The 13,272-nt window shown below is 44.2% G+C and carries 7 protein-coding genes; 3 read left to right on the top strand and 4 right to left on the bottom strand.

Features of this window, described 5'->3' with window-relative positions; translation table 11 throughout:
* Nucleotides 1–3: 3 nt before the first annotated feature.
* From G6R11_RS05635 to G6R11_RS05625, 3 genes are all read right to left on the bottom strand, one after another.
* Complete coding sequence (locus G6R11_RS05635; protein ID WP_163132112.1) at nt 4–690, bottom strand: TIGR01621 family pseudouridine synthase; 687 nt, start codon at nt 688–690, stop codon at nt 4–6.
* 65 nt (nt 691–755) lie between these two features.
* Nucleotides 756–4,580: a DUF748 domain-containing protein gene (locus tag G6R11_RS05630; RefSeq protein ID WP_163132111.1), complete on the bottom strand. Its 3,825-nt coding sequence runs from the start codon at nt 4,578–4,580 to the stop codon at nt 756–758.
* Nucleotides 4,581–4,641: 61 nt separating this feature from the next.
* Nucleotides 4,642–5,268: a LysE family transporter gene (locus tag G6R11_RS05625; protein ID WP_163132110.1), complete on the bottom strand. Its 627-nt coding sequence runs from the start codon at nt 5,266–5,268 to the stop codon at nt 4,642–4,644.
* A gap of 248 nt (nt 5,269–5,516) precedes the next feature.
* Here G6R11_RS05625 and G6R11_RS05620 point away from each other — a divergent pair, with 248 nt between their 5' ends.
* Nucleotides 5,517–6,761, top strand: coding sequence for a diguanylate cyclase (locus G6R11_RS05620; protein WP_163132109.1), 1,245 nt, complete (start codon nt 5,517–5,519; stop codon nt 6,759–6,761).
* Between the two features lie 12 nt (nt 6,762–6,773).
* Here the strand turns inward: G6R11_RS05620 and G6R11_RS05615 are convergent, their stop codons facing one another.
* Entirely contained in the window at nt 6,774–9,695 is a 2,922-nt protein-coding gene (locus G6R11_RS05615; RefSeq protein ID WP_163132108.1) for an HD domain-containing phosphohydrolase, read from the bottom strand.
* A gap of 278 nt (nt 9,696–9,973) precedes the next feature.
* Between G6R11_RS05615 and G6R11_RS05610 the strand changes: the two genes are divergently transcribed.
* Together G6R11_RS05610 and G6R11_RS05605 are read left to right on the top strand one after the other, a co-directional pair.
* The gene (locus G6R11_RS05610) at nt 9,974–11,317 is read left to right on the top strand and encodes a DEAD/DEAH box helicase (protein ID WP_163132107.1); all 1,344 of its coding nucleotides are present in this window, start codon (nt 9,974–9,976) and stop codon (nt 11,315–11,317) included.
* Nucleotides 11,318–11,442: 125 nt separating this feature from the next.
* Nucleotides 11,443–13,236, top strand: a complete 1,794-nt coding sequence (locus tag G6R11_RS05605; RefSeq protein ID WP_163132106.1) for an ABC transporter ATP-binding protein — start codon at nt 11,443–11,445, stop codon at nt 13,234–13,236.
* Nucleotides 13,237–13,272: the final 36 nt, after the last annotated feature.

Genomic DNA, 13,272 nt, shown 5'->3' with positions numbered 1-13,272 from the left:
CCATCAACTACCTTTAAGTTGCGGAAAGGCCACTTCCCAAGGTTTGGTTAAACTGGCAATTTTTTCTGCTATTTCAAAACGCTCAAAATCACCATCAAGGTTATCTAAAGCCGTAAAATGCAGTGATTGCTCACCCCAATTAAACTGCAGGCCAAAGGCATGTAAATAGCCCCGCTCTGCCGGCTCACCGCCATAACGAGCATCACCTAATATTGGTGCGCCTAAACTTTTAAGGGCAACCCGCAATTGATGGGTACGACCGGTATGGGGCTTTAACAAAAACAAACGGCGTTTTGGTAACAGGGCGAAGCTAAAAAACTGAGTAATGGCGGGGTTATCACTACTATGCCCGAGCTTCCAACTGCCGTTACGCGCTTTTAGCATATCGCCTTTTATTAAGCCTTGTTTCTTCTTAGGTTTGTTAGAGACTAAGGCTAGGTAATATTTGTTGACTAAACCTTGGCTAAACAGTTCTTGAAAACGCGCGGCCGCCGATTTGTTTTTTGCTAGTAATAATAAGCCAGAGGTTAACTTATCTAAGCGATGCACCGGCCATAACTCTATGGCGAATTGCTGGCGTGCCAATTCAACCAGCCCCAACTCGCCAGACTCGGTATGAAAGTTAATTCCGCTAGGTTTATTTACCACTATAAAATCGTTGTGTTCGGCCACGAGTCGGAGCTTTTGCATACAGCTTTTCCTTACAAAATCAGTGGCATTATCGCCCGAACAGGGTTTAAAACAAGCTTTCGCGATTAATCGGCAATAATACTTAAGGTTACCAGCATCTTACCGCTTTGTTTGTCTAATGCTTGGCGTTGCACAAAGGCCCGGTCAATGGCCAGTTCGTTTTGTTCGGTGAGCACATCTTTCACCGCAATGGCACGCTGCTCTGCAAAACTTTCTAAATCACCATCATTAAGGGTTTGTTGGTCTACTAAGCGCTGATACCACAAGCTATGTAATTCTTGATTTAAACGCTCGGGGCTAAGTAGCTCTTGCTCTTGTAAGCTTTGAGTGAGCTGCTGGCGGTCTTCATTACGGCTTGCTTCTTCAATATTTACTTGAGCCAAGTTAACTAAAGCGGTTCGCAAACTGCGATTCTCTAGTACTGCACTTAAGCTAATATCTTGTGGCGCAATATCTAAATTAGCCTGTTGATTAAGCTGCTTAGCAAGAGCCTGTCTTTTGAGAGCTGGAATATCTTGAGCGGGGTCGATGGAGCCAACTAAGGCAATTTTTAGCTGTGGACGTTTTTTTAGTCCTTCGGCCAATTGGCCCAGTTGAGTAAGCTGTTGCTGCTCAATCTCACTGCTGCCTGCAACAAAGCTCACTTCATTTAAGGTTTCATCACTGCCAATTAAAGAGCCGATTAAAGCAAAGGGAGATGTCACAATTTTTTTAAGTGCGCCGCCTAAGGCTTTCATTACCAATCCGCCAACATTGAAGTCGGGGTCGTTAACATCACCGCTCACTTCCAAACCTAGGTCAATAACGCCTTGATCATCTTCTAGCAAGGCAATAGCAAGCTCCACCGGTAATGAAGTTGCCTTCTCACTGTTAGTGCGTTTACCCAACTGTAGCTGTTCAATGTACACTTGATTACTGCCCTGCAACTGACTCTGTTTTAGCTTGTAAGCTAAAGCTAAAGACATTTGCCCTCGCTCAATCACATAGCCTGCATAGGTACCCGAATAAGCGTTTAAGCGAGTAAGCTCCAAGTGTTTAAAATCAAGCGCAGCGTCGAAAGCAGGTTCTGCAGCTAGAGGCGCAATTTCGCCGCCAAAAGTTACTGGAGCATAGCCGTCCACTTCTCCACTTAAGCTCACTTCAGCAGGCTGGCTAGGGTCTTGAGTTAAGCTGCCAATTTTACCCGCCACCTTTTCTATTTTGGCGGCAAAATTAGGATCTAAAGAGTAATCCGCGAAATCCACTAAACCTTGGCTAAACTGGGTTTGCGCAATACTTATTTGCCAGCTTGCTGACTGACTATTTTCTGGCTTAATAGCCTGTTCATCAAGTTCTTCTGTTGGCTGTTCAAGCTTGGTTTCACTTGCCTCAGGTGATTTTACGATCCCCGCCAAATTAGTGGAAAAGTCTTCTGATATCTCGATTAAAAAGTAGGGTTGAATAAAGTTAAGTTCACCCAAAGCAAGGCGTCGTTGGCGAGTATCTAAATCTAATTGGCTAAGATTAAACTCAGACCATTTTAGTAAATCAGACTGCGCCCTAGCATCTTTTAGATGCAGCGTTTCAATGCTGAGAGGGCCTTTTAACGCCAGTGCAAATTGCTCTTGCCAATCTAGTTGTACTTGCATGTCGGTGTTAAATTTGGCCGACTCAAGTTTTAGTTCGGTGTATTGCGCCAAGTAGGCTTGATAAAAGGCTAAGCCAAATTGGCTTGCTTTAAGGTTTAACTCTGCTTGTTTATCGGCAAGCGCAATTTCACCACTTATCGCAATATCCCCGCCCTGCTCAGCTTGCAAGTCAGCAACAATACTCATCGCAGAGCTTAAATCAGAACGTATATTAGAAACCTCAATTAAAGGCGCTTTCAGTTGGTGATTAAGCATCTGCCCTGAATAAGCTTCGCTCAAACTAAAACGCGAATCAGCTGCGCTTAATTGGCCAATATTAACCAACCATCCGGATTGCTCTTCAAACTCACTTTCGTCAGATTCTTCTGCTGCTAAAGTATCTTGCTCAAGTTCTGACTTAACCTGCTTTTCTAAGGAAATTTCACTGGCTTCATCAGCACTAATTGGCTCAGACTCAAGAGCTAGATTACTTAGCTGCTCAGGCTCAATTTCTGTATCGCTTTGTTCACTGTTGTTATTTACTGCAAATCCTAGGTGTTCAAGCGTGTCCAAATTACCTTGTTCATCAAGGCTGACAATAAACTCTAAGGCTTCACTGCTAATGCTCGCAATATCGACGGTTTGCTTGGTTAAGTCGACATTAATGCCGTCGGCGACAAGATCATTAGCCGCCAACCAATGGGAGTTTTCAGCTTGCTCTGGCACGGCCAGATTGATTTGCGACAAAGCTAAGCGCCCTTTGGAGGAAGTGAGCGTAAAACTGTCTGCGAGCTGCATATCTAGCTCACTGCTTAAAGCCAATTGCCCACTGTTTATATCTAGTCGAACAAAGGGGGAATACCATTTTTCTAGTTGGCTTAGCGCCAGTTGGCTAAGGCTTACTTGACCGCTTAAACGCTGCTCTGGACCACTAAAAGCTAGCTTTGCATTAACTGGAGTCTGCTTGTACAAACGTGCATCAAGCGCTATTTCAGTGGTTTGCTGCATATCACTAGAGAAACCTCCAAGGCTAAGCGCTTGTATCAACAGTTGGTGTTTTTTGGCGGTACCTAACCAAGCTTCCCCCAGCTTTAGTTCAAAGTCATTCACTTGAATGCTGTTGTGACTAAGTACAAAGGGCGAATCCTCACTAGCAGCTTGTGTATCCTGAACATCCTCTTCAATAGCAGATGATTTATCCCCTTGCTCTGCATCATTCGGGTCTTGAGTCTCAACGGCCAGTTTGTCGAAATGCAACCAAGATAGCCAATCTAGTTGGGAATGCTTATCAAAGTTAGCGCTGAGTAAACCTTGGTTGAGGCCTATATCCCCTAAGCTCAGATGTTGCTGATTCAAATCAAAAACGATGTTATTGAGTGAGAGCTGTTCGAACTTAGCGCGAGTATCCTCAAAAGCGCTCAGCTCAAATTGATCAATACTCAGCAGCCCTTGTTCAGTAACAAACTGAAACTGTTGTTGGTAATCAATTAAGTAATCGGTGCTAAGCGTTACCGCTCCTTGGCTAATTCGTAAATCGGTGTAAGGTCGTAAAAAAGCAAAAAGGCGCGGCAACTGAAATTCTTCTAAGGCGAAACTCCCTGATACCTGCGAAGCTGGCAAATCTACTGCTCCGCTCCAAGACAAACGACCACGTTCACCAACTTGCGCCTCGATACTATAGGCATTGGCGCCATCACCAGTTTTCTGGGTGTAAAAGTCATTCAGCAATAAATCGAAACTAGAGATCGAGAAATCGACCGCTTGCTCTGGCAAGTAATCACTCAGCTTTAACTGAGCATTACGCAGCATAAACTGCGTAACCCGCAAGCGGGGAACGCTAGCTTGTTCGCTGCTTTCTGGCTCTGCGTTTTGCTCTTCAGCAGTGCTTGGGAATAGGCTATCTATATTTAGCGCGCCGCTTTTTAAGCGGCTAAGGTGGAAGAACAAGCCATCTAGCTCTAAGGCATCAAAATTCCAACTCCAGTAAAATAAAGAACTTAAAGTGAAATCTACATAGAGGCGCTCGAAACTTGCCAAAGGCTGAGCTTGCTGTTCATCCAGTTCTTTAATGGCAAAGTGACGCAGCGTTAACGAAAGCTTGAGAGGATGAAAGTCTGCTTGTTGCAGAGTAACCGAGTGACCCGTGAGCTGGGTTAACTGCTTTTCAACTTGTTGCTTGATCACCCAAGGTAGCAAGCTTAGTGACAGCACAACATAAAGTATAAAAGCTATAACAAAATACACCCCGGCTTTTTGCCAAGCAGTCGCTTGCTGCCAACGCATTTTTAATTGCCCTATCCTTGTGGCTGCCTTCATAGTTCTCCCGCGTCTTTGATGATGCCTATTAGTTTCGACTACTAAAAAGCAAACGAATTCCCAAACTCACTAAAACAAAACCCATACTGCGATCAAACCAGTGCCCTACTTGCAAAAACTTGCGGCGAACCCGAGCCGTACTAAACAGCCAAGAGATCATGGCAAACCACAAGGCTGTAGCAAAAACCATATATAAACCATAGCCTAACTGCACTAGCATTGGTGTGCTAGGGCTAATAACCACAGTAAATAATGATAGGAAAAACAAGGTCGCTTTAGGGTTTAAACCGTTAGTCATAAAACCACTTAAAAAGGCACTTTTATCGCTAAGTTTAAGGCCTGTATCGGCTTCAATGTCGGCGCCATCCCGACACTTTGCTCGCAAACCTTGAATACCGATCCAAATTAGATAGGCAGCGCCTAACCACTTAATCACGTTAAATAGCCAAATCGACTGAGAGATGATTAGCCCGATGCCCAACACCGAATAAATCACATGAACCATAATCCCGCAGCCTACACCAAGGGAAGTAAATATAGCCGCTCTACGCCCGAGAGAAATGCTATTTTTTAGCACTACGGCTAGGTCTGGTCCCGGTGACGCCACCGCTAACAAATGCACCACAACCACGGTTAAAAATTCAGCCCAGTACACACTTCCTCCTTAAGGAAACAATCAGTGACCATATTCACGTCTGATCGATTAAACAAAACCAGCACGCATAAATCCATCTACAATTGTAATTAGCGCCTAAAAAACAATAAGGCTTAGTGCATTTTTGTTATTACTTATTAAAAAAACTGCGCTGCATCAAACAGTTAATTTGTTATATTAGTTTTTTAAAGTTCAGCTTTATTTGACCCAAAGCACAATAATCAAGTGAGTTTTTAGGAAAGCAAGCTATGCAGAAAATTCTTATTGTAGAAGACAGCCCAACGGTACTAAAAATTCTCAGCCATTTGTCTTCGCGCTTGAATCAGCTTGAGCCAGTATTTGCCTCCAGCTTAGAACAAGCCAAGCAATTGTACAGCGCCGAACCCGATAGCTTCTTTGCGGCACTGGCAGATTTCAATTTGCCCGACGCGCCAAACGGGGAGCTTATTGACTATTTATTGGAAAAAAAACTTCCCACCGTAGTGCTTTCAGGCTCATTTGATGAACAAACCCAATCACTACTAATCATTAAGGGCGTAGTTGACTATGTGCTGAAAGAAGGTCGCTATTCCTACGAGTTAGCCTTTGACACCCTAAATCAACTCTACCTAAACCAAAATACCAAAGTACTGGTTGCCGAAGACTCAGAGCTAGCCAGAAAACACATCTGTGGCTTGTTAAAGCGTCACCTATTCCAAGTAATTGAAGCCAACGACGGACAGGAAGCCTTCCAGCATTTACAAGATGATCCAGACATTAAGCTGCTAATTAGTGATTATCAGATGCCGAATATGGATGGTTTCCAGCTGGTTCAAAAAGTACGCCACGAAATGGGCCAGCGACGGATAAGCATTCTTGGTTTATCCTCCGCCGACAATGCCACCGTATCAAGTAAGTTCATTAAAAACGGTGCTAACGATTACTTGCACAAGCCTTTCTCTATTGAAGAGTTTCAATGTCGGGTTAATCACAGCCTGCACACCTTAGCGCTAGTAGAAAAGCTAGAAAAAGCCGCCTACCAAGATTATTTAACCTCTATTCCTAACCGTCGATTCTTCATTAAACATGGCCGTAAACTGCATCAAAAAGCCGAGGATAAAAACTCTCAACTGGCAGTAGCGGTACTCGATATTGATCACTTTAAAAAGTTTAACGATCAATATGGCCACGAAGCTGGCGATGCAGTATTAATTCACTTCTCTAGTTTGTTAAAAACAGGTTTAGCCAATTTCTTGTTCGCTCGAACTGGCGGCGAAGAATTTAGTGTGGCAATGGCGGGGCTTAGCAACGAACAAGCCTATCAACTGCTCGATGCTTTCCGTGAACAAGTTGCTACTACAGAGTTTATTTACGATGAAACTCCATTGTCGATTAGCGTGAGCATTGGCGTAACCAACAACCTAGAAGAGCATTTAGATGCGCAGCTCAACAGAGCCGATGAGCTGCTCTATAACGCCAAAGATGCTGGACGAAATATTGTTGTTGGAGACTAGGGTCTAGTGACCCTAGGCTTGGTCGGGTAAATAGTCGTTAATATTTACCTCGTCTATTTGCTCTGGTTTTAAGAACGCCTTAGCATAATCGAGGTAAATTCCAGAGTGTAAAAATAGCCTGAATATGTCGGCATCAATATGTTTGTCGTCACACATAAAGCGCATAATTCGAAGCGACTGGCTCAAGCTTTTTCCTTTTTTATAAGGCCTATCTACTGCAGTTAAGGCTTCAAAGATATCTGCCACCGCCATCATTCTTGCAGTGGTTGGCATTTGCTCTTTGGTGAGCTGTTTTGGATAACCAGTACCATCCATTTTTTCATGATGACCACCAGCAATTTCCGGCACCCTTCTTAAATGGTGCGGGAAGGGTAATTTTTCTAACATAATAATCGTTTGTACAATATGGTCGTTAATCTTGTAACGCTCTTCTTCACTAAGCGTGCCACGAGCAATACTCAAATTGTATAACTCTCCGCGATTATACTTGTGCTCAGGAACCTTAAGTTTAAAGCCCCAAGGGTTATCAGCATCAATTATCTCGTCTTCACGACGATGGATAATATGTTCAGGTTTATCATCCAATAATTTTTCAGTCGCTGGCAAACTAACACTTTTCGAAGCGCGACGGTCAAGCTCCATGTGGGATAAACCCAAGCTGTCGTCAATGGTACGCTGCCAAGTTCGTTGGCCTATTTGTTTTATGCGCTCAATATCTTCTGCGCCCATAAACTCACCACCAATGTTAGATTTTGCCACAAAGGCAAACTCTTCATCTAAGCTCGCTAACTGCTGGTTTAACTGCTCTTGCAGATCTTGTTGCTGCTCTTCTGGCACACCGCTAGCCACCTGCTGCCAATAGCTAAGCTGAGCATCGCGTTTAAGCACTTCAAAGCGCATGCGAACTTCATGAATTCGGTCGTAAATGGTCTCCAACTTGGTGGCTTTATCCACCACGTATTCAGGTGTGGTGACCTTACCGCAGTCGTGCAACCAACTGGCAATGTGCAACTCTTCCCATTGCGCTTCATTCATACTGAAATCAGCAAATATCCCGTCTTGCTGCTCTACCGCGGCATTAGCCAGCATCTTAGTTAGCTCTGGAACCCGCTGACAATGGCCACCTGTATAAGGAGACTTAGCATCAATCGCTCCAGCAGTGAGCTTGATAAAGGCTTCTAACAAATGCTTTTGAGATTCAATCAAGTGACGATTTTCTATGGCAATTGTTACCACGCTGCTTAACGCGTCGATAAATGATAATACCCGTGGCGACACATTGGCTTGGTGATGGCTAAAGGTGGCTATCATGCCTACCAGTTTATTCTCACGGTTAATCAGTGGGGATACCACCAAGTTTAGTGGCTGACCTTGGTATTCTAAGCTAGCAAACTTAGTGGCTGAACTAGTGGTGGTATCGAGCAAGTGCTTCACTAAGGGCTGATTTAAGGTATCGGCATAGGTAAAGGTTTGCGGCAGGCCGAAACCCTCTGGAGCTTGGGTTTGCAACTCAAACAGCTGGTCGTTCTTCAGCCAAATTGCTCCTTGCTCCATATTCAAGATAGTTTGCATTTCTTGAACACTTTTCTCGAGCAAGCGACCAAAGTTGTCTTCTTCCCCCAACATGGTGGAGACATCTGAAAACTGTTTGATGGTTTTCTTAAGCTGCTCGGTAATACGGCTTAACTGATGCACCTCTAACACCACCGAATTGACTTGCTTAGTGGCATCAAAATCGAAGGCCATTATCGCTTCATTTTGATTCATTAATTCACGCAAAGGCTTAGCCACCAAGCGAGACACATACCAAGCGATAGGTATTGAAATAAGTACAATGAAAATACTAAAAATAACTGATTGGTCACGCGCGGCTCGCGCATCCATTAATATTTCATTTTCCGGTGAAGCCAAACCTAAAAACAACTTATCAATTTTTACATTCTCCCTATCAGCATTAACCTCCAAGGTGAGTTCGATGATTTGGCCAATCCAAGATTCATGCTCACCATTAATGATAAAACTGCCGCCATCTGCTTCACCAGAATGGCCAGAAAACTGAGAAAGAACGCCTAAATTTTGTTTGTCTAAGCGCGGTAAAATAACTTCTTCTTCAGTGACTTGTAAGTTATCAGCAATCCACGAGGCTTGCTGATGTGCTAACACCGAATATTCACTATTGAACATCACCAGTAACGATGACTCGCTGAGTTTATTCTTATTTAAACTTTCAGAAACACTGGCTAAAGTAAGATCGGCACCCACCACCATATTGCGCTCTTTGTTGGCATGAGCAAAGGTCACGCCCACTTCTTTGGTGGTGTAAAAAATATAGGGATCGGTAGCAACAATGCCGGGACTATTTACTGCGAGTTGATACCAAGGGCGTTCACGGGGATCTAGCTGATAATGGCGCTCTATTTGGTCACGAATAGGCATCAATTCACTATCGTAAAATAGATTACTCGACTGACCATTTACAATTTTTGTCACTAATACCACTGAGCCAATAGGCGCACTCACCATCTGGCGTTTTTCCAAGGTATCTAATGGACGCACCAAGTAAAAATCACCGTTGGCGTAACCCATATAAACCGCTGATAGCCCGCGCTGTTGGCTTAAGCTTGAATACAACATAGGTAACCAACTACGTTGGCTGTTGTTAAGCTGCGACATATCCAAGTTCATTGCCGCCAAGCTATGCACAAAGTTTTGCGCCGGAAACATCACCCCTTCAAGTTCTGATACCGTAGCCCGGCCAACTTGCTCTAAAGCTCTGGCTTGATTCTCGGCGACAATATCGCTGGTGTGAAAATAGTTAAGTGTGCCAATCACCAGACCGCTGGTAATCAACATTAAAATCATCACGCTAACTAGATGAATATGAAACGAAAATCGCCGCTTTGAATCAGCAGCCCTTTCGGAAATACCAGCCATTACCTATCCTTTGCTAAAGCTCATCCTTGCAGCTTCAACTATGGCAAGCCCGTCCTACTTAGGCAAGTAAAAGTCCCTGTTTTTTATACTGTTATGCTATAAATCAATAACTAAGCTTAAAATGGCTTAGGGGGTAAACATTTTCATAATTACTTGGAGTTTTACCGCAAAAAAATTGAATTGTTGCCTAAGCAAACTAATTAAGCTCGAATCCTTAATGTGAGCCCGTTGATTTACGGTTATAATCTCAATCACATACCTTTGAAGAGAGTAACAACTTGCAGTTTTCTGAACTGGGCTTAGATCCCCGCCTAAACAAAACCATTGAACACCTTGGCTTTAGTGAAACCACCGAGATCCAAGCTCGGGCAATTCCCGCAGCAATGGTAGGCAAAGATCTACTGGCATCATCTAAAACAGGTTCAGGTAAAACCTTAGCGTATTTGCTGCCAGCCATGCAGCGAATGCTAAAAACGCGAGCTCTCTCTAAGCGTGATGCGCGCACACTAATTTTAACGCCCACCCGTGAACTGGCTAAGCAGGTATTTGCTCAACTTCGTCTGCTAATTGCTAATACACAAACCCGCGCTTGCCTTATCACCGGCGGAGAAAACTTTAACGATCAAAGTAAGTTGCTACGTAAAGATCCACAAGTAGTAGTAGCAACCCCAGGTCGCTTGGCCGATCACTTAAGCAAGCGCCACTTATTTTTAGATGGGCTTGAGCTACTGATCCTCGACGAAGCAGACCGTATGCTCGATCTAGGTTTTGCTGAACAGCTTAACTTTGTTAATAAAGCCGCTAATCACCGTAAACGCCAAACCTTGATGTTTTCAGCCACCTTAGATGATGCTGCGATTAACTCTTTCGCGCTTGAACTACTCAATGAGCCAGAACGCATTGCTGTAGGCTTTAGCTTTACCCAGCACCAGGACATTAATCAGCAGTTTTTGTTAAGTGACCACCTCGATCACAAACAAGCGCAACTTGCTGAGATACTCAAACAAGATTCGCTTAAACAAGCCATTGTGTTTACCGCAACTCGTGCCGACACCCAGCGCCTCGCCGATGCCTTTAGCGAGCAAGGGTTAAGTTGCTCGGCATTAAACGCAGATTTAAACCAAGGCGCGCGCAACAAGATCATGGACGAGTTTAGCCGTGGCCACCAAAAGGTATTGTTTACCACCGACCTCGCCTCACGCGGCCTTGATATTGTGCAAGTCTCTCACGTGATCAACTTCGACATGCCCAAACACGTAGAAGAATACGTGCACCGCATTGGTCGAACCGGCCGTGCAGGTAATCTTGGGCAGGCATATTCTTTAGTTGGGCCAAAAGATTGGTATAGCTTTAAAAGCTTAGAAGCCTTGCTTGAGCAAAAAGTGGAATTTATTAGCTTAGAAGGCTTAGCTGCCAAGTTTAAAGGCTTACGCGCTAAAAACACTAAACCTAGCTTTAATAAAAATAGCCAAAAAGCTAAGAGCAAACCAAAAGCCAAAACTAGCAAGCCTAAGGTTAAAACCAATAAAACCTTTGCAGCGGGCACCGAGATGGGTGATGCACCGATTATTCGCCAGAAAAAGGCGCAAAAAGCCAGCGATATTGATACTAGCGAAGAGTAAGACTTAACTTCTTACTGCAACTAGCCAAACCTGCTGCAAGCCAGAATGTTTGCAGCCTCTAGCTTTTTCATCTCAGTCTCCGTAGACTTGCCCAATTACAGATGAAAAAGATTCTTATTTAGATTATGCATTCAAACGCCCCCTCGGCTGCCTTTACGTGGGCAACAATTCGCCAACAAATTTTCCACTATAAAAAGCCCTTAGTGTATGCCCACCTAATTGCCATTATGGCTACGCTAGTTAGCGTACCTATTCCACTGATGATGCCTTTGCTGGTTGATGAAGTGCTACTGGAAAAACCGGGCAAAGCCATAGAAGTATTACAACAAGTGCTGCCAGAAGCTTGGCATACCGCCACAGCTTATATTCTGTCGATTCTTGCGGTGGTCGTTTGCTTGCGCTTATCGTCTTTAGTGATTGGCGTGCTGCAAGCTAGGCAGTTTACCTTTATCGGTAAGCAAATTAGCTTTCTAATTCGCCAGCGCCTTGTAGATCACCTGCCCAAGGTTGAGCTGCGCGAATATGAAACCCAAGGCTCAGGCGGAATTAGTGCCCGCTGTATCACCGACGTAGAAACCCTAGATAAGTTTATTAGTGAAAGCCTATCTAAGTTTTTAGTGGCTTTACTTACCATTGTTGGCACCGCGATAATCTTACTGTGGATTGATTGGCAGCTAGGACTCATCATTTTGCTGCTGAATCCAGCCGTTATCTACTTTTCTCGCTCTTTTGGTAGCCATGTTAAAGAGCTAAAAAAGAAAGAAAATGCCGCCTTTGAAGCCTTCCAACTGGCCTTAATTGAAACCTTAGACAGTATTCAGCAACTACGCGCAACCCAACGTGAAGGCCATTACTTTTCGCGAGTAATTAGCGCCGCTGGTGAGTTAAAAGATCACGCCATTGCCTCTCATTGGAAAACCGATGCGGTTAATCGCCTTAGCTTTACTATCTTCCTGGTTGGCTTTGAAGTTTTTCGCGCTATCGCCATGTTAATGGTGGTTTTCTCTGATTTAACCGTAGGGCAAATCTTCGCGGTATTTGGCTACTTGTGGTTCATGATGGGACCGGTACAAGAAATATTAAGCATTCAGTACAGCTACTTTAGCGCCAATGCAGCATTAGCGCGCTTGAACCAACTGTTTGAGCTAAAACAGGAGCCACACTACCCTTGCGAAGTAGACCCTTTTGCTAAGCAGCAAAACTTTGATATTGAGTTTAAGAACGTAAACTTCAGCTATTCAGCAGAATCCCCAGTACTAAAAGACATAAGCCTAACCCTGCCTGCGGGTAAAAAAGTCGCAGTGGTGTCGGTCAGTGGCGGAGGTAAATCGACCTTAGTGAACCTGCTACTTGGGCTTTACCAAAAAGACAGCGGGCAAATACTGCTAGATCAAGCTCCCATAGAAAAAGTCGGGTACTCCACAATCCGCAGCAATATTTCAACAGTTTTGCAGCAGCCTATTTTGTTTAATACCTCGGTGCGAGAAAACCTCAACATGGGCCGCCAACACAGTGATGAAGAACTGTGGCAAGCGCTGGCAATTGCCGAGCTACAAACCACCGTAGAAAAACTGCCCGATACCCTAGACACTCTAGTGGGCAGAAGTGGCGTACGGCTCTCGGGAGGACAAAAGCAGCGCCTCGCGATTGCAAGAATGATCTTAGCTAAACCTCAAGTAGTGGTGCTGGATGAAGCGACATCGGCCTTAGATACTGATACTGAAGCTAAACTACACCGCAACCTGCAAGGCTTTTTAGACCAGCGAACCACCTTAATTATTGCTCATCGTTTAAGTGCGATTAAACAAGCTGATCTAATTTACGTATTAGATGACGGCGCCATTAGCCAAGTCGGTGAACATCAGCAACTAATTGAACAAAGCGGCTTATACAAAACCTTGTACCAGCATCAGAACTAACTCGAGTATAACCAAGTTAACCTTGAGCTAGTTGAT

It is taken from the genome of Agarivorans sp. Alg241-V36 (genome assembly GCF_900537085.1).
Classification (GTDB): Bacteria; Pseudomonadota; Gammaproteobacteria; order Enterobacterales; family Celerinatantimonadaceae; genus Agarivorans.
This window is presented reverse-complemented; position numbering and strand designations above follow the sequence as displayed.